Origin of the sequence: Methanobacterium sp. BRmetb2 (assembly GCA_003491285.1) — an archaeon.
Taxonomy (GTDB): domain Archaea; phylum Methanobacteriota; class Methanobacteria; order Methanobacteriales; family Methanobacteriaceae; genus UBA117.
Map to the genome: position 1 here is coordinate 912487 of CP022705.1, position 17795 is coordinate 930281.

A 17795-nucleotide genomic window follows, 5' to 3' on the forward strand; every position below is an offset into this window, starting at 1 on the left:
AGTTATACTGATTCTAAATATATAGACTGGAATAATATTATTAAATTTATGAGTGATTATATGATTAAAATGTATAGAAAAGCTGGTAAGATTACATCTAAAGTTAGGAAAATGGCTCTTGATGAAATTAAACCAGATATGAAGATATTGGAATTAATTGAATTGGTAGAAAAGGAAATAATCAAATTAGGAGGAATACCTGCTTTTCCGTGTAACATATCTGTTAATGAAGTAACTGCACATTACACATCCCCTCCTAATGATGATTCAACTTTAAAATTTGGAGATTTAGTAAAAATAGATCTTGGAGCCCATGTTGATGGTTACATCGCCGATACTGCCATAAGTACCATGGTTGGTGGTGAAGAATATCTGGATTCCACTGCTATTGATGAAACTTTAATTTCAAAAAATTTGAATATGATTGAAACCTCTATCCTAGCAGTTGAAAGTGCAATAAGTACAATAAGGGAGGGTGTAGAAGTTGGAAAAATTGGTGAAGTAGTGGAAGAAACCATAACCAGTAGAGGTTTTAAACCTGTTTCTAATTTAACAGGCCATAGTATGGATCAATATATTTTGCACTCTGGACTTTCAATTCCCAATGTAAAAGAAAAAAATCCCCATAAATTAGAAGAAGGAGATGTGCTAGCCATAGAACCGTTCGTAACTGATGGTGTGGGTCGAGTTACAGATATGAGCGATGCATACATATTCAGATTTTTAAGGGATCGGCCACTTAGAATGATTCATGCCAAAAAACTTTTGGGACAAATAAAAAGTGAATATCGTAATTTACCATTTACCCCAAGATGGCTTTTAGATCACTTTGAGGAACATAGATTGAATGCATCCTTGAGACAACTTATACAATCACGGGCTGTTTATCCATACCACGTACTCAAGGAAAAAAGTGATGCATGGGTGGCTCAGGCAGAACATACCATAATAGTTGAAAAAGATGGTTGTGAAGTAATCACCAAATAATCATAGAAATGGGACGAAATCCAACCATATAATAAAATAAATAAAATCTTAAAAATGGTGGAATAAAAGCTTAAAAATATAAACATTCTAGTTAAAAAGGTTATACCTACTTAATAATTTACAAAATTAATTTTAATATTTATTTTATTTCAATAACCTATAATTGGCCACTTATTTACAAAAATAGATTTACAAAATTACGTGTGCAAAAAAATAGAAAAAAAGAAAGAATTTAGAATGGGACTGGTAAGCCCATTGCTTTTCTTTCATCAATTGTTTTCTGGTTTTTAGTTTTTTTGTCACCGGAAAGTTTTTGGAGTAATCCTAATCCAGGTTTAACATCCTCAATGGATTTAGTTTCGATTGCACCGGCTTCCACAGCTTGTTTAAATACAGTGTCACCAGCATCAGTTCTGGTAATAACGGTTGACCATCCGTCTGGAGAACCAACTGATCCTGTAGATACGTCAGCAAGTTCTGCTACATAGTCAAGACAGACATTACATCCGTTTTGTTCGTATCCATGGGTTTCTTTGAGTGGTATACTCAAAACATCATCCTGAGTGTAAACCCAGAATTTACCTTTACCTATATCCATTTTTTCCACTAATTCTGGACTAACTCCCATTTTTTCAGATATGAATGTTCTTAAAGATTCAAATGGGAAGTTCTCCATACAGTAAATTCCGACTACTAATTTGATTTTATCAGCCAAGAATCTAACACCAAATGGATAGGACTGCGTTTTTCTTATACCCATAGTTTGGCATGGAATTGCAACTGTACCTACTTTTTCTAAACCATATTGTCTTACAGCTTCTTTTAGCATCCAAACGTTAGGTGAAAACGTGTATTTCGTACCTGCTGCTGCTAGTATCTCATCAGATGACATGGCCACCATTGGTTTTGGTTTCCAGAAGTCGTCTCCAGGTCCAGCTACTACTGCACCTTCGATAATTTTTTCATCTAGAGCAAATGATAGGAGAGCAGATACAATTCCTCCATCCTGTGCTATATTTTGGATTTGTTTATCTGTTGATCTTGCAGAAACTATTTCTTTGTATGTTCCTAATACCATTCTCACAGCCTCCTATAATCCTAAATCCTGTTTAATCCTTTCTTCTGGCCACCAGCTTCTTGGACATTGAGTGTAACAAATACCACATTTTATACATCTGTCTTCATTAAGTTCTGGTCTTCCGTTGGTCATACTGAGTGCTCTGGTCTGACAGGACATAGCACAAGTTCCACATCCAATACATAATGCTTGATTTACAACTTTAAGTTGTAAGTCGCATCCACATGCTTCTGTGTATCCTACTAAATCCATCATAGGCTGTAAGTAATCCATATCACCGTTTATAGCAGCTACTACTGTTTTAGCTATAATTTCTGGTGATGGTGGGCATCCGGGTATTGCTAAGTCTACTTTAACTAAATCCGCTATTGGAACAAATGATTCGTGAGCTGGCTGTGCTTGCTGTCCCCCTCTGCTGTATCGGGTGAAACATCCGGTAGCAGCACATGAACCAAAAGCTACAACTAATCCTGCTTTTTCCCTTACTTCTTTAAGTTCATGTAAACTGTGTTCATCTTGCAGACAACATGATCCTTCAACCAGAGCAATGTCCATTTCTGGCATTTCCCATAGGTCTACTAAAGTTTGTCCATAAACTATGTCCACCATATTGGTTAATAATTCTGCTAAAATGTCGTAATTCTCTGTTAACGACATACCATCTCCAGTACATCCACTCAAGTGGATGTATCCTATTCTTGGTTTAGGTTTTTCTTCCGCCACTTTTTCAACCTCCTCTTCTGCACCTATTTCTTCGGTTGGCTTTGTTTCCATTCCTAAAAATTCTTTTATTCGGGCTAACATTGGCTAAACCCCTATTTCTTTTAAAATCATTTTAATGGCTACGGGAATAGCATCTTCCACACTTTTGGTTAATCCCAATTTTACATCGGGGGCAGAGACAGATTCTGGCTGGCATCCAATCACTATAACTTCAACTTGTTTACTTAAGTCATGCAAAGGCTGACTTACTGGCCATGAATGTACATTCTCATAAGCTCCTTCAGGCAATTCATCTACGCTGAATATTCGAAGGGTTCCAGGTTCTGCTCCAAAATCCACAATATCCACAACTATCATTTTCTTCCATATGTCATGGGGAAGTGTAAATATAAAGTGGGGAGCACCGGTTCCTGCATCTACTAACATTGTACTTTCTGGAAGTTCGTTTTCTTTGGAATACTCTTGTAAAGCCTCTATCACTGCTGGTCCAAATCCGTCATCTTCGAACAGGACGTTTCCACAGCCAACAATTATATTCTCCGCATCGTATGGCATTTTATTCCCTTAAATCCTAACCATTTCGTTTTTAATAATGCTCCTGTCTTCGTCGTCTATTACTATAAGGTGTGTAGCGCAAGAAAGACATGGATCGTATGCTCTTATTACGTGGGGTCCAAATTCGTGGTGGAATCCTTCAGTTGCAGGGCCCATAGTTGGTATGTTCCAAGTTGTTGGAACCAAACAGCTGTAGAATTCAGTTTTACCTTGATCATTTACCTGAGCCAAATGTACATCCATACCTCTAGGTGCTTCAATAGCTCCTACTCCCAGTTTACCTGTACCTCTGACATCAAAGTCAACTTTAGCGGGTGCTGAAGTGTTTAATTCATCCAATATATCTATCGCCCTAGATAAAGCCGATTTCATCTCTAAAGCTCTTGCTACATGCTGAGCAACAACACCTTTTTCTTTAAAACCTTGATATTCAACCATTCTGGCCCTTGGACCTACTTCAACACTTCTACCATCATATAATGGCACAGTGGAGTTGGCTCTTTTGGCTATTTCTGGGTCATCGTACCAACTTTCAGGCATTCTTTCCGTGAACCTATCTAAATCAAAGTTGTTCCGGTCACCGTATAAAACATCAGTGGCTAAGGTTTTCTGATCGTGTACACCTAAACCTTCTGGTAAGCCTTTATCAGCAACTAAACCTATAATTAACTCTACATGTTCATTTAATTTCGGTGTAAGTTGTTTTAATCTGGCGTATAATTTTTTCCTTGCCAGTTCACTTATATTTCTCGCCATTCCCCCGATTCTAACATCAGATGGGTGAATTCCTTCTCCAGCTACCATATCAACTACGTATTGAGCAGTTTTTCTTACTTCAGAAACAGAGTTCACTGCTGTAGCAAACAAGTTTTCTGGAACAACATCAGGTGCAATCAAAAATTGATGTATTGCGTGGCTGTTAATATGGTGTGCGCATAAGGTTAACTCTCTTAGAAGTTTACCAGCTTTTGGTGGTTCTATACCTAATGAATCATCCATAGCTTCTACAGATGCCAATGTGTGAGGTATAGGACATACACCACAGATCCTCTGAACCATTACTGGTGCTGTTTCTGGAGCTTTACCTGTGACCATCGTTTCTAGCCCTCTAACAGGAGTAATACTAAAGTATCGCCCCTTAGTTACAATTCCTTCATCATCGACTTCCATGACCAATTCGGCGTGTCCTTCCTGTCGTGATGTTGGCGATATAACAATCCTTTCGCTCAAATGTATCACCTCGTTTTTTAGAATTTCAACAATATAATTCAATTATATAAATATTATCATAAGTTATAAGTTTTTCTTTGGGAGCGAAAATGAAAAGTATTTATATGATAAAAATGTAAGCTTTTATTTCACATATTCTGAAAGTTTTGATTAACATCCTGAGCTTAAAAGAAATATCAGATTGATATAAATCCCGATAATTATTTTGATTATGAAAAAAGGAATTTACCAGGCTAGTTTTTGATGAATCAGCTTTAAATTTCTCAATAAATGAAAACTATGTGTTATATTTAATTTAAATCCTGAAAGACTAGTTAGCATAGTAAACTTTATAAGTTGTTTTCTCCATAAAGGTGAAGGTGCGACAAATCTTATGGATTTTTCAGTAAATGGTAAAAATGTAATAAAGGAAAATTTAATAAGAGATGGTATGACATATTACCTTAAGGTGAGCAAATGTTGAAAAATTCTAAAGTTATAGTTTCTATTGGTGTTGTACTGATGATTGGAGTTGTAGCTGCAGGTTATCAGATCACCAATAACCAAGAACAATGGCAGCTTGCTGATTTACAGCAGAATAAAAATCCTGCTGACAGTAGTGTTTCAGACCAATCCTCATCTGTCGACGGTCAATCTAGTAGTGGAACTGGTACTGGAACCTCCTCTGGACAGAGCCAAAGTGGTAGTGGAGGTGATAATGTGAAAATATCGCCCTCAGAAGCTAAAACACTAGCACAAAAATACATACGGACCAGTGGTGTAGAAGCTGGAACCCCTAAACTTGTTGAAATGGGAGGAATTCCCACCTACGTAGTACCATTAATTTCTGGTGGTAAAGTTGTTGGTGAGATTTACATTGACCCTACAACAGGTAAGAATGTTGGAGGCGCTGGTGGTGCTCCATGAGAGTAAAAACTCAAACTGAGTGCTGTACCATAATATCAGAGGACATTGAAGATGCTATAGTTCTCGAAGGATCGCCAGGAGTAGGATTAGTAGGAAACATAGTGGGCTGGCTCTTAGTAGAAGACCTTAAAATGAAAGAAATTGGTTACATTGATTCCAAATACTTTCCCCCATTAGCCGTCCTTTACAAAGGCGTGGCAATCCATCCATTCAGGATATATGAATCTGAAGGCATAGTTCTATTCTTATCAGATTTTATAGTGCCACCGAATGTAGTTTATGATATGACCAATGCTATCGTTGATTGGATGGAAAAAAATAGCAGCAAAGAATTAATAACGTTTAACAGCATGGTTGTCCGAGAAAAAACCCAACCTGCCGCTGGAGCTGCAAATTCTCCAGAAGCTCTTCAAAAATTGGCTAACATGGAATTACCCATACTTCCATTCGGAAATTTAAATGGTTTATCTGGAACATTATTAACTAGATGTGCCGTAAAAAATATACCGGCATCATGTTTATTTGCTGAAATATTGAATCCTTATCCAGATCCAAGAGCAGCTGCAGGAGTCATTGGTACACTGAACAAAATGTTAAATACAGAAATTGACCCAGAACCACTCCTTAAAGAAGCAGAAGAAATCGAATCAAGACTCAAAAAACTTGCTGAAGAGGTTCAAACCGGACCAGGACCAGAATCTCCAATATATAGTTAAAATATTCCACGGCTAAACAGTTATCAAGTTCATACGGGCCCGTAGCCTAGTTGGATAGGGCGTCGGACTTCTAATCCGAAGGTCCCGGGTTCAAATCCCGGCGGGTCCGTTACTCAAACAATTTTCTTTTTCTTATATTAATGACACTTAAAAAAACTGGCATACAATTAATAATTCTAATTTTATTTATAAAAAAATTAATATAATTAAGAGAGATAATGAAACATAGCACACAGGGGCCCGTAGCCTAGCCAGGATAGGGCATCAGACTCCTAATCTGAGGGTCCCGGGTTCAAATCCCGGCGGGTCCGCTATTATTCATCATCAATACCAACTATTTTGCTACGTCGTTCCATCAAAACAACATCTCGCCAAATACCATCCATTTTTCCTATCTTTTCCCGAATACCCACAATTCTAAAACCGCATTTTTTGTGTAAATTTATACTGACTTGGTTCTCCGGAAATATTCCTGCTTGTAATGTCCAAATACATTTATTCTCTGATAATTCTATTAGTTTTCTGAGAAGAGATAAGCCAACGCCTTTTCGTTGATATTTTTTACTCACATAAACACTTACTTCCGCTACTCCAGAATATGCTTCTCTATTAGATGTTAAGGATAATGCTGCCCATCCTAAAATCTTTTCTTCCCTACGTGCTACTATATTACATTTTGGTATATGATTTGAAATCCAAATATCCCATGAAGGGAAAATTGTTTCAAAAGTTGCATTACCTGTATCAATGCCATCCTTATATATCTGTGAGACTCGTTTCCAATCTTTATATCTCATTTCATCAATTTTGTAATCCATAAAAAAAGAATTTATTTTCAGTCTATTAAACTTTTTTATTAATAACTAATAATTTTAATCTATAACTGTGAATCCAATACTGTTAAAGCCTTTCAAAAAGTTTTAATTTAATTTATGGCAGTAATTTAATTGGTAGGATAAATAGGTGCTTTCAATGAAATAATAATTTAAGAAATACTTTTTCATTTATTAACATCAAGATCTTCAAGATTTTTTATATCTTCAATGAACTTTATCAACTTAGACATATCATCTGAAATTTTAAAAAAATCTTCCGATTTAATAACAATTACCAGATCATTATTTTCATACAAATCAGGTTCTTTTGGTATGATAACAACTTCTTTACTATCCTCAACTCTTCTACAAACACCTATACTGGCATTAAACTTCATAATATTAGCCCCTAATAGTTTATATTATTAACTAAAACCTGAATTATCCATTATTTTACATGAAAACTATTTATAACCAGGTCCATCACTTCTTTATAATCAATGAGAGGTCCGTCAAATACAAAAATAATAAAATATGCGATTTTATTCTTTTCAATTGCTATGCCCCTAGAGCTATACTTACTTGAACCAACAGTATACGTTGACTGAACATCATAGGCAGTTACGCCATCCACATTTATAGTACGCTCATAATAAATGTCACCTTGAGAAGCTATGTTTTCCCTCCATTCTTGGAGTCTATCAACAAAATTTTTATTCCCCAGATCTTCGCTGAAAACTGAAAAACTGTTGGTTGAATTCTTTTCTATGGTGACCATCAGAGGAGGTTCTACTGTTCCCTGTGAAACTTTCCATCCCGGAGGATAATTAAAACTAATCATTTTATCCTCATAATGACCAATGGAATTTGTAGTTTTATTTTGTTGATTTTTAGTAGTACTAGTAGATGAAATATCATTATTTGCAGTTAAAACATAAGCTATAGATACTAAAATCAAAATTATGATTATGATTAAAATTATAGAAGGTCTTCCCTTACCTAATACCTTGTCTATAAAATATTTACTCTTATCAACCCTTGAAGGTTTGCTCTTCTTGCCTATTGAAGGTTTTTTCACCATGTTCCCTCCACTTAATAAAAAGATGTTAGAAAATTCAATTATTCCTTTATTCAATAATATTCAATATCCATTAAAATATTTACTATATCCTAAAAGACATAAAATTATAAAGTAATATGAATTTTTTTGAATTTTCACATCATGCCCATTGAAAATAAGTTTAATTAGGATTAAAAAAGTTGAAAATTATAAATAAATGTCCAATGTACTATCTGGCTCGAAAATGATTTCTCCATACTTTCCTCCCCCACCAGGGACAATTTTAAGTGTTTTTTCCCGGAATGATTTAAGTACCTGGGCTATTTTAGGATCTATTTTTTCCATCTCTTTAAGGGGGGCATATATTAGGACTTCAATTTCACTACCAAATCTCTCCACTAATTCCTTCCAGATTTTTTGTACAAAAACAGTGGTAACTCCCTTACCATAAACTAAACTTATTATTTCAGCTAAGGGTAATATGTGAATGTAGGGTGGACGGTGCGGTGGATGATGAGGCTCATTCCACGTAGCAATTTCAGATATTCGGTAATCAACACCTTTTTTAATAGTTCCCCCGCATGAACATTTCATATTAAGTTGTTTAGCCTTTTCAATATCATATATTTGATAACAACGAGTACAAGCAGTTTTATGATATTTCCCCAATCTTGGATCAAACCCATAATTGGCTTTAATATTACATTCTTCAATAGAATCTTTAATGGATTTAAAAGTCAAGTTTTTTAATTCAATTTCGTTAAATTCTCTTCCTAAACGATGCGGCCAGGGTGAATGTGCATCTGAATTGGTCAAAAAAGGAATATCTTGTAATTCTTCAATTGTATCTGCCATATCCGTATCTGCAGATAGGCCCAGTTCTAAAAAGTCTGGTTTTGTACCGTAACATTCATGATAATTATCATACGCTTTGTACATGCTGGTCCATGGGGTAAAAGCATGAGATGGTCCTATTAACCCATCAAACTCATGAACTAAATCCATAATCTCGTCACCAACCATCCTAACACGGGGTCTTCCATCAGCATCTATATTATTTGATTTTAGTCTTTCTCGAATATTATAAGCTGATTCTAGAGAGGGCAATAAGATCAAATGATGTACCCTCCGTTTGTCCTCTACTTCTGCAGTTAAAATAAAGTTGCATGACTCTATTCCTGGATCTTCGGATTTTAGAGAAAAAATGCCGTCTTCAATTTCTTCTGTGCCCTCTTCAATCATTCTCAACCAACCAGAGTGGAAAGCGTCTCCAGTACCCACCAGATCCAGGCCTTTAAATTTTGCTTGTGGACCTAAAGTGGTTATGATCATGTTTTTTGATGTGGCACGAGAAAAACAACTATGAATATGAAGATCAGCGCTTACTATCATTTTAACTCCCTAATAAAAAAATAAAAATAGATTTTATTGGGTATTCTATTTAACCTATGTATCTTAAGTCTTCTTCACCGGGTTTGAGATGCATCCGCTCCATCATTTCCCTTTCCATCTGCTCTGCCTTGGAAATCATCTTCCTTGTCTCTTTAGCCCTTTCTTCTAATTTTTCTGTGTCCAATTCTATATTTAATAACTCAAGTAGAACTGAAAGAAGTGCCTTTGCCGCCTCTGCATCTATGAAATAGCCAGGTGTTTCACCCATTAAACATGCGCCCCCCATATTTCGAAGCATTGAAAGTCCAAGTAAAAGTCCTGAAGCTCCTATAATACCCCCTTCAGCAGCCCTTAATGTGACATTATGTTTTTTAAGTGTTTCAGCCAGCTCAGCTGTAGTTGCAGCTCCGAATATTTTAGGTTTTTCCACAGGATGGCCGGTTCCAAGACCACCTAAAGTGAAAATTTCTTTTGTACCATATTTTTCCACAAAATCGAGAATTATGCTACATATTTCATATTGTCCTTCAGGGCTTAAGCCTTGGGTGTTACCTGCAAGTATGATATAATCTTTCTCTTTTTTACCCTCAGATTTCAGATAGTAAAATTCATTTTTCATGGTTTCTATTACACCATCGTCATCTACAAGGACTTGTGGTGGAAATGAAGGGGAGTAAAGTTCTGCGAATTTGGTGGCATTTAATTCATGAATTATATGATCTGCAGCTAGTTTTCCCACATGCCCGATTCCTGGAAGAGCTTCTATTAGTATAGGGTCGTTTAATTCAACTTCTTCCAGTATTTTTATGAATGTTTCTTTCATTTAAGTCCTCCAACAATAACTGTTTCTTAAGTTTTCTTCTATATTTTCCATATTTATCTTCTGGAGAATATTTTGGAGGAAAAATCTCTCCTAAATCGCCTCCACAATACTGACAAATACTTTCAAGGGTATATTCTCCGCAAGACTTGCACCTTTTCATCTTCATCTTCATTCTAACTCACGGTAAAATTCGCCTTTACCTTCTGCAGCTACTACAGCATCAATACATTTATCTGCTGCATCTTTTAACATTTTTTCCGCTTGAATGTAATCAGTTGATTTAACAATCAATCTATAACGGGGTGCTCCCACACACTGTACAGATATATTGTCATCTTCAGCTTTCATTAGAGCTTCTTTTATGACTTCAACACCATTAATAGAATACGATTCTAAATCCACATATCCAGTTATTTGAACTTCAGGAGGCACAATATTCTTTTTAGCTATCTCTGTTATTATTTTAGCCCATTCAGAATCTATTCCCTTATCTAGTAATGCATTTTCGCCTTCTTCTGCTGCAGTTTCAAATGCACCATATAAATCTCCAAATGTATCCATCAGTTCATATCCGACTTCATTGTATGCCATGTCTAAATCTTTACCAAGACTTTTTGCAGAAAATTCTAGTAATTTTTCTGCCTTTTGTTCAATTTTCCATTGTTGTATCTTTTTGGTTCTTTGATCTTCCCTGATACGCTTCATGGAAACGTCTACATGGCCTTTTCGTGGATTAACCCTTAGAACTCGAGCTACAATTTTCTGGTTTTCTCGAACATAGTCTCTTATATTTTTCACCCAACCTGATGAAACTTCAGATATGTGGATAAATGCTTCTTTACCTTCATATTCTTCCAGGCTGGCGAATGCACCATAATTTAAAACCTTATGAACCGTTCCTACTACGAGTTCGCCTTCATCTGGCCATTGACTTTTCCTTCTTACCATTTGAACACCTTATTGGACATTTAATCTAAAACTTCAACCACTTGTGCTAAAATTTCGGATTTGCCACCCTTTGGTTTAACCAGTGTCTTTCCGCAAATTATACACTGTACAACTGAGGCTGCGTGATCAAATACTATTTGCTGATTTCCGCAGTCCATACATTTAACTTTCAAATAATTACTTTGGTGGTTTTGAAATATAACCATGATAATCACCTTGCAACAAAGTCTACTTTTCCCACACGGAATGAATTTCTTTTTATATGGGATTTTCCACATTCTTTACATTTGTATCTTAGATCCAGTTTTTTAACTGGTTTGTTACCTGATGGTAATGGTCTGGGGTAACCCCTGTAACCACTTGTAACTCTTCGGAACTGTCTTTGTCCCCATTTTAATTCGCTTGCTTTTCTTTTTTTGGATTGAAAAACTTCATGATCTGTATGTTTTTTACAACTTGGACAGTAAGTTCTCCTTTGTTTAGGAATTTTCATATAATCACCTCTTAATCTTAGAAAAATAAGTTGTAAGCATTTATACTTATTTTTAAATTATTAAATAAAAAGTTTAATATTGAAATCATTTATCTGTTAATACGTTATTTATATGTTTGGATATACTTCCCTTTTTTACTGCGGATAATAATAGATGCATTAGCTTCAGGCAGGGTAATCACATCTTGAGGATAGATGGGACCATAGACATTTTTATCTACACCAACAATGGAAGGAAACTCTTCATAAACTATGACTGCTTTAAAATTTTCTCTTTGTTTTTTAAGAGAATCTGAAGCCTTTTCTAACTCCTTCAAACTATAGGCATTGACTCCTTTTTTATACTGGAATTCTGTATCTACATCTTTTGCTGTTTCCCCAGTTTTTTGGGGGGAAATTTCGGGTTTAATTTTTGTATGAGAAGTTTTAATATCTTTATATGCCCTCTTCTCTTTTTTTTCGTCTTTTTTAATTTTTGTACTTGAAAGATCTTCCTTAAGAGTTTCAGATCCTGAATCAAGTTCCTGTTCATCAATAGATAATAATTGTAGTGAAGGAATTAGTTTTCCCCGATATTCTTTTATAACGCCAATAAGAGCAAAATAAAGTTCTTCTTCTTCGGGTGTGAGGTTTAGTGGAGTGGTATCCTGGAGATCGAACTTTGGTTTTCCCTTAAATAAATGGTAAGACCTTTGAACATTCATAACTGCGCTATCGGTGATTTTATGCTCACGTTTTTCGCATATTTCCATGGTTATTCTTTGTGTATCCCTAAAAAGATAATATTCCGGACAAAAAGGGTCATTATCAATCCGCTTAGTGAGTTGATCAACATATTCGTGGACTTTCTTATAGAAATTATCCCCCACCCGAGCTAAGCCACCAGTACTTCTTTCTTTTTTTTGAATAGTTCTCAATTTTTGGAAAAACTCATCCAACCTTATTCCTCGCTTTTACTCCTTATGGAGCATTTTCATCCGTATTATTCCTTAATCTGTAAAGTAATCCAATGTACACCTCTACAAACATTAAGGACTATTTAGAAAATTGAAACCATTAATATATGATTTTGAAAAAATTTAAATTTAATAAACTAAATTTAAACCTCTTCAAATCTTTAGAATAACTACTATTAGTTTATTCTTCACTTTCAATTCTTGGTGCTAACAAGAAACTGAGTTCTCCATCATCAGATACCATTTTAAGACGTAGATTCAACGGCATGTCATTACCTAATCTCAAGGAAATTATATCTGAGAATTTATCTGCTTTCAGCATTTCTTTAATTTTCTCCAGTGAAAAGACAGATTTAGCCTTTTCTTCAATTTTTTCACCGTGTAGATACTCTATTTTGGCATCTCCAAATTCCCCTTCTGCTGATGCAAAGAATTTATCCTCATCTACCGTAAGAACTATCTTATCTGAGAATATGTCAATATCCTGAATTGAATCTTTAAGTAAGCTGAACGGAACTTCAAATACCGTTGGATATTCCAGTTCTGGAGGGGCTGGAGCTTCATATTCTATATCAATTAACCTTATTTTGAATACACGTCGAGCTTCTCCCTCAAAAGTAACAATCAAATTTCCTTCATCAAGTGATAATTCTAAAACATCGTCGGCTTTGGCCCTTTTTAGAACTTTCATTAATTCTTCAGTGTCCACGTTAATTTTTTGTGGTTCACTGCAAGAATATTCATCAAAAAGATCGGCTTTAAGTTCCAGATGTACAAATGTGATGTGGGATCTGTCAAGTGCATCAAGTCTTAATCCTTCATTATCTGTTTGCATCTGAACTTCATCTACAATGGATGAAATAGCATCAAAACTCGTTTTTAAGATACTTGGATCGGTTAGAACTGCTTTAAACATTTTTTTCCTCCTTTATCTACTTCTATTTTTTTTTAGAAACTTTTGAATTGGATTTATCTATATCTTCTGATTTTTTTTCAACAACTTTAAGATCTTTAAATAACTTATTAAGAAAAGTTTTATTTAATAATTTATAAGCCACAGCAATGGCCATTACAATAACTCCAATAAGTATCATGAAAACTGCTAAAACAGCTCTTTCACCAAAAACAACATTATCCGCTACTTTTTCTGATGAACCAGATAAAATTATGATTCCAAGTATAATCAGAAGCACTCCAATTATCAAGGTTACTATATTAACCCATGTAAGTTTTTCAGACTTGAATGAATCAATAAACTTGCGTTCCAGTTCAAAAATTTTATCTGAACCGGGCAATACATGATGATTATTTGGAGATTCTTCTGAAGTTTTAGGTTCTTCTTTGGTTTCGTGAGGTTTATGGTGATTTGTTGATTTACTAGAAGGAGTTTCAGAACTTTTATCCTCCGTTTCAACTTCAATACTTGTTTTTTCAAGATAATTGTTAAAAAGAACTTTTAATTTAGAAAAGAAGCGATTATCCTGTTTAACAGACTCATTTGAACCTTTTTTTTCCGCCTTTTTTTCAGATCCTTTCATTTAAAAAGCTCCTAACTCAATGATTAGTTAATCATATTCACGCCAAGTTTGACCACAAGCAGTACATCTTAAAAACCTGGTTTCGGATTCATCTGCTCTTCTAGTTTGTTGAAGCCACCAAAAAGCTTCTTTATTCCCGCATTTAGGACAAATGGCCCTGGTGGTTGGTAATGTTTTTATATCATCTCCTGTGAAAATTACAGTTTCTTTGGTAGATATTTTCTGAGAAACTTCATATTGATTTGATAACTCTTTGGTTATCTTCTTTTCTTCTCCACAGGACTTACATACAAAACATCCATCTTTATTAGGAAACATGATAGTTCCACATTTTGGACAAAATTCCATTTTTATCCTCCTTAACTTGTAAAATTGTTAAATTTAATTCATTTCAGTAGTTCTTACACAAATCTGAAATGAATGCAAAATCTATAACATATTAATTTATTTTTAAGTATATTATTGAATATATTAAGTGTAAATATTCTATTTTGTCTTTATATTTTATATTAATTCAAATATTATTATTTAAAGTATTATTTTTGTATTTTGACACAAATTTTATTATTTATTATAATTGGGATTATTTAGGAATTAACTTTATCTTTAATAAATTAATCTTTTACTTAAATTTTGTAAATAATTCAATTGCCTTCTATATTTTTTATTTTTAATTTTATGGCATCCTTAATAATTTTTTCATGATCAAACGCTAATTCCAGATTAGCGATTTCCTTTAGATTAAAAAGGTTTACTTCAGATGCATCCGTATCTGCCTTTAGTTTATCCCCATCACTGGTTGCTAAAAAACATATGGATACAACATATCCCCGAGGATCCCGATCCGGATCAGAATAGACGCCAACAATTCCTTCAATATTTACATCAAGACCTGTTTCTTCTTTTGATTCCCTTATAACTGCTGATTCCACAGTTTCCCCACACTCAACAAAACCCCCAGGTAGTGCCCAATACCCTCTAAACGGTTTATTTTTTCTTTTAATCAGTATTATAGATTCATTACCACAAAATATAGCTGCATCAACAGTTAAAAGAGGTCTTTTTATAAAAACACTTCCTAGATTTTATTTATATTATATTAGTTATTAATAAAATTATGGATATTCTGCTTAGATCATCCTATTATTTATGCATTCCCCTTGGATTCGCCAGTCTCGACACCTGCTGCGATGATATGGGCTGCTCTTACTGGTTCTGGTATGGCACTTCTGGTTGTTGAGATTTTAATTATCTCTTTAGCATCATCAAGACTAATTCCGTAGGTTTGAATGAATATTGTCTCTTCATTTTCAACTTTATGAACTTCACCGGCTATTAAAACTCTATTCCACCGTTTTTCCCAGTCTTTAAAACGTTTTAAAGCCGTTTGTATTTTATCAAAATTGGGAAATTTTCGCATGACAACAATTACTGGTATTTCTGTTTTTTCAAATATTTTTTTTATATTAACAATGTTAAATCCGCCAAAAGTAATCCCATCCAGCATTATTACCCCTAATTGATCTTTATTTCTGGAAGAACAAACCATTTTAACAATTTTATCAGTTGCATCAGAACCATCAATTATTATTTGGGTTCTTAAAACACCATCCAACCATGTCCCTCCCCTGAAAACAGTTCCAATAAGCATAACTTCTCCAGAAGTGCGGGGAGTAAAAGGAGCATCATCAATTCCCAAAATACGTATCTCTTGCTTTATCTTTCTAAATCTCTTATTATTCATTTATTCATCTTTCAATTATTAAAATATAGTAATAAGCCTAAATAAGATAATATATTAAATTACTTTTTAGATTTTTTCGTTGACTTTTTAGTTTTAGCTTTACTAGTTTTAGTTGTTGACTTTTTAGCTTTACTAGTCTTGGTTGATTTTGCTTTCTTTTTAGTGGTTTTTTTAGTTTTACTGGATTTCTTAGATTTAGTTGTTTTATCAGTTTCTGCTGCAGCTATTAAATCTTTAAATTCTTCACAACGTGATTTTAATGTTTCTGATGCCTTTTTAAGTGACTTTTTAGGATTTTTAGCATTAATATATAGTTTCGGTTCCCCTACAATAGGATGTTCAATTACATATGCTGCAGATGAAACATCTTTATCTTCCATTAAAATGTTTCTAAGAGCGTTACATAATGTGTGAGATTCTCCTTCGATCTCTATCTCTAATTCTTTCTTTGTATCTTTAATAATCTTCATTTTATCCCTCATAAAATATCAAAATACTTCATTTTTACCTGAATTTTTATTAATAACTCCATAATATTTACAAAATGAATAATATACTATTGTATAATACTGTTATCAAACTTATTTCATTTAATAATTATAGTATGAAATCATATATTAAATTTTAGATTATATACTTTTCGACAATTATAAAATTACTTACTTTTCAAATGTTCTAACTCAAAACCCATAAAATGTAATGTCCATGTATACAGCAGTGTTTAAATTGGATATTAATTGAATCCAGAGTTAAGAAATGCAATGATATAACTATAATTATTGATAAGAAAATGATAGAACGTAGAATAGAATATGATAAATATATTATTCCATTAAGCGAAAGTAATCCTTTTGAATCCGATGAATTTGTTAAAATACTAAGAAAATCATATTTAAAAAACCGTCATAACACTGTCAAAATCTCCGATTTTGACGCCACAAAAAACTTCGTTTTTTTGTAGGCTTCGTGTTTGGGCCTGCGAAATTTATAAAATCTATGATTTTTGAGGATTTTGAAGGAATTTTCGAGGGTTCTTTTTTTGTTTTTAAATCTAAAATTCTAAAATATTAAATTTTAAACAATTTTCTTTATACTTTTGCTGTTTTTGATCAAATCGGTCTAAGTTCTTCAATTGCGAAGAAGCTCTTGAAGAGTTCATAGACCATGCCATCAAAATGTCTGTAATTTATTAGTTCAATAATTAGACCCTTTAAATATTTTTAAGAAAACAGCCCGTTTTGAGAAATGAGTCTCGGCCTTGACCCCGTAACTTTTTAACAAACTTTCAAACTCCATTACCATAAGTTTGGCAAGATTAATGCCCAGATTGTTAGTTATAATTATCATATGACAGTCATCATCTTCCATGTGATTTATCGTGTCGTTCGGACCTAGAACGTTTATGCCAAGGATTATTCCATCGATTAATTCCTGTAAACTACACTCTTTAAGAGGTTTATTATAGTACCATTCACATGTAAACTCTAGTGGTTTTTGATCGTTAATGTATTCTCTGAAACGCTCCATATCAGCAGTTTCTAATAACATTTTAGCGGTATTTTTATTGAAAATCATTAATAAATCTTTTATTTCTCTTCCTATCCGCATCCAAATTTCTTCTTCAATGGACAATGCAGAATACTCTTTTGAATTGTTTTCTAAGCCTTCTATGGCGATTTCTAAGACTTTTTGTTGTGTTCCATGTTTTTCTACGTGCTTTTTAAGTAATTTGTAGTGTTCTTGGGAGATAGTAGTGTTAATACGATGCTTTTTCATATTATATATCCCCTTTTTCAGTCATGCTTTATTAATTCTAGTATTTTTTTATCAT

Annotated in this window: 24 protein-coding genes and 2 tRNA genes; 5 read left to right on the forward strand and 21 right to left on the reverse strand. The window is 33.9% G+C overall.

Translation table 11 applies throughout. The features are described from left to right. Positions 1–60: 60 nt before the first annotated feature. Positions 61–987 (forward strand): type II methionyl aminopeptidase, encoded by a 927-nt coding sequence (locus CIT01_04655; protein AXV37536.1) that lies wholly within the window; start codon positions 61–63, stop codon positions 985–987. 232 nt (positions 988–1219) lie between these two features. Here CIT01_04655 and frhB read toward each other — a convergent pair whose 3' ends face one another. From frhB to frhA, 4 genes are read right to left on the reverse strand one after another with little or no spacing between them, the layout of a single operon-like run. Beyond that, positions 1220–2065, reverse strand: a complete 846-nt coding sequence (gene frhB / locus CIT01_04660; GenBank protein AXV37537.1) for a coenzyme F420 hydrogenase subunit beta — start codon at positions 2063–2065, stop codon at positions 1220–1222. A 12-nt stretch (positions 2066–2077) separates the two neighbouring features. Continuing rightward, the gene (gene frhG, locus CIT01_04665; GenBank protein ID AXV37538.1) at positions 2078–2869 is read right to left on the reverse strand and encodes a coenzyme F420 hydrogenase subunit gamma; all 792 of its coding nucleotides are present in this window, start codon (positions 2867–2869) and stop codon (positions 2078–2080) included. A gap of 3 nt (positions 2870–2872) precedes the next feature. After that, entirely contained in the window at positions 2873–3343 is a 471-nt protein-coding gene (gene frhD / locus CIT01_04670) for a coenzyme F420-reducing hydrogenase, FrhD protein (GenBank protein ID AXV37539.1), read from the reverse strand. A 9-nt stretch (positions 3344–3352) separates the two neighbouring features. Continuing rightward, the gene (gene frhA / locus CIT01_04675) at positions 3353–4573 is read right to left on the reverse strand and encodes a coenzyme F420 hydrogenase subunit alpha (protein ID AXV37540.1); all 1221 of its coding nucleotides are present in this window, start codon (positions 4571–4573) and stop codon (positions 3353–3355) included. 459 nt (positions 4574–5032) lie between these two features. Here frhA and CIT01_04680 point away from each other — a divergent pair, with 459 nt between their 5' ends. The 4 genes from CIT01_04680 to CIT01_04695 all read left to right on the forward strand — a co-directional run bounded on the left by CIT01_04680 (position 5033) and on the right by CIT01_04695 (position 6506). Then, entirely contained in the window at positions 5033–5479 is a 447-nt protein-coding gene (locus CIT01_04680) for a hypothetical protein (GenBank protein ID AXV38724.1), read from the forward strand. Continuing rightward, positions 5476–6195 carry a proteasome assembly chaperone family protein gene (locus CIT01_04685; GenBank protein ID AXV37541.1) on the forward strand — a complete coding sequence of 240 codons (720 nt, stop codon included), beginning with the start codon at positions 5476–5478 and terminating at the stop codon, positions 6193–6195. Before CIT01_04680 ends, CIT01_04685 begins: the two co-directional genes overlap by 4 nt. 35 nt (positions 6196–6230) lie before the next feature. Continuing rightward, a tRNA-Arg gene (locus CIT01_04690) sits at positions 6231–6304 on the forward strand. A 127-nt stretch (positions 6305–6431) separates the two neighbouring features. Further along, positions 6432–6506: transfer RNA gene (locus CIT01_04695), tRNA-Arg, on the forward strand. 3 nt (positions 6507–6509) lie between these two features. Here CIT01_04695 and CIT01_04700 read toward each other — a convergent pair. The 17 genes from CIT01_04700 to CIT01_04780 all read right to left on the reverse strand — a co-directional run bounded on the left by CIT01_04700 (position 6510) and on the right by CIT01_04780 (position 17740). Beyond that, positions 6510–7013 carry an N-acetyltransferase gene (locus tag CIT01_04700; protein AXV37542.1) on the reverse strand — a complete coding sequence of 168 codons (504 nt, stop codon included), beginning with the start codon at positions 7011–7013 and terminating at the stop codon, positions 6510–6512. 182 nt (positions 7014–7195) lie between these two features. After that, positions 7196–7408, reverse strand: coding sequence for a hypothetical protein (locus CIT01_04705; GenBank protein AXV37543.1), 213 nt, complete (start codon positions 7406–7408; stop codon positions 7196–7198). 50 nt (positions 7409–7458) lie between these two features. Continuing rightward, positions 7459–8091, reverse strand: a complete 633-nt coding sequence (locus CIT01_04710; protein AXV37544.1) for a hypothetical protein — start codon at positions 8089–8091, stop codon at positions 7459–7461. Positions 8092–8277: 186 nt separating this feature from the next. Next, complete coding sequence (locus CIT01_04715) at positions 8278–9462, reverse strand: TIGR00375 family protein (protein AXV37545.1); 1185 nt, start codon at positions 9460–9462, stop codon at positions 8278–8280. 49 nt (positions 9463–9511) lie between these two features. Next, entirely contained in the window at positions 9512–10285 is a 774-nt protein-coding gene (locus tag CIT01_04720; protein AXV37546.1) for a proteasome assembly chaperone family protein, read from the reverse strand. Next, a complete protein-coding gene (locus CIT01_04725; GenBank protein AXV37547.1) occupies positions 10248–10457 on the reverse strand; it encodes a ribosome biogenesis protein in 210 nt (69 codons plus the stop codon). The genes CIT01_04720 and CIT01_04725 overlap by 38 nt, the downstream gene beginning before the upstream one ends. Beyond that, positions 10454–11233: a translation initiation factor IF-2 subunit alpha gene (locus tag CIT01_04730; GenBank protein ID AXV37548.1), complete on the reverse strand. Its 780-nt coding sequence runs from the start codon at positions 11231–11233 to the stop codon at positions 10454–10456. The genes CIT01_04725 and CIT01_04730 overlap by 4 nt, the downstream gene beginning before the upstream one ends. 20 nt (positions 11234–11253) lie before the next feature. Next, on the reverse strand, positions 11254–11439 hold the full coding sequence (locus CIT01_04735; GenBank protein AXV37549.1) for a 30S ribosomal protein S27e: 186 nt from the start codon (positions 11437–11439) through the stop codon (positions 11254–11256). A 5-nt stretch (positions 11440–11444) separates the two neighbouring features. Further along, positions 11445–11726 (reverse strand): 50S ribosomal protein L44e, encoded by a 282-nt coding sequence (locus CIT01_04740; GenBank protein AXV37550.1) that lies wholly within the window; start codon positions 11724–11726, stop codon positions 11445–11447. Between the two features lie 104 nt (positions 11727–11830). Further along, a complete protein-coding gene (locus CIT01_04745) occupies positions 11831–12664 on the reverse strand; it encodes a hypothetical protein (GenBank protein AXV37551.1) in 834 nt (277 codons plus the stop codon). A 199-nt stretch (positions 12665–12863) separates the two neighbouring features. Beyond that, complete coding sequence (pcn, locus tag CIT01_04750) at positions 12864–13598, reverse strand: proliferating cell nuclear antigen (pcna) (GenBank protein AXV37552.1); 735 nt, start codon at positions 13596–13598, stop codon at positions 12864–12866. A gap of 22 nt (positions 13599–13620) precedes the next feature. Next, positions 13621–14220, reverse strand: a complete 600-nt coding sequence (locus CIT01_04755; GenBank protein ID AXV37553.1) for a hypothetical protein — start codon at positions 14218–14220, stop codon at positions 13621–13623. A gap of 27 nt (positions 14221–14247) precedes the next feature. Beyond that, positions 14248–14568, reverse strand: coding sequence for a transcription factor S (locus CIT01_04760; GenBank protein ID AXV37554.1), 321 nt, complete (start codon positions 14566–14568; stop codon positions 14248–14250). 296 nt (positions 14569–14864) lie between these two features. Beyond that, on the reverse strand, positions 14865–15287 hold the full coding sequence (locus tag CIT01_04765) for a DNA mismatch repair protein MutT (protein AXV37555.1): 423 nt from the start codon (positions 15285–15287) through the stop codon (positions 14865–14867). An 80-nt stretch (positions 15288–15367) separates the two neighbouring features. Beyond that, positions 15368–15964: a hypothetical protein gene (locus CIT01_04770; protein ID AXV37556.1), complete on the reverse strand. Its 597-nt coding sequence runs from the start codon at positions 15962–15964 to the stop codon at positions 15368–15370. 59 nt (positions 15965–16023) lie between these two features. After that, a complete protein-coding gene (locus tag CIT01_04775; protein ID AXV37557.1) occupies positions 16024–16434 on the reverse strand; it encodes a DNA-directed RNA polymerase subunit L in 411 nt (136 codons plus the stop codon). 724 nt (positions 16435–17158) lie between these two features. Beyond that, positions 17159–17740, reverse strand: coding sequence for a hypothetical protein (locus CIT01_04780; protein AXV37558.1), 582 nt, complete (start codon positions 17738–17740; stop codon positions 17159–17161). Positions 17741–17795: the final 55 nt, after the last annotated feature.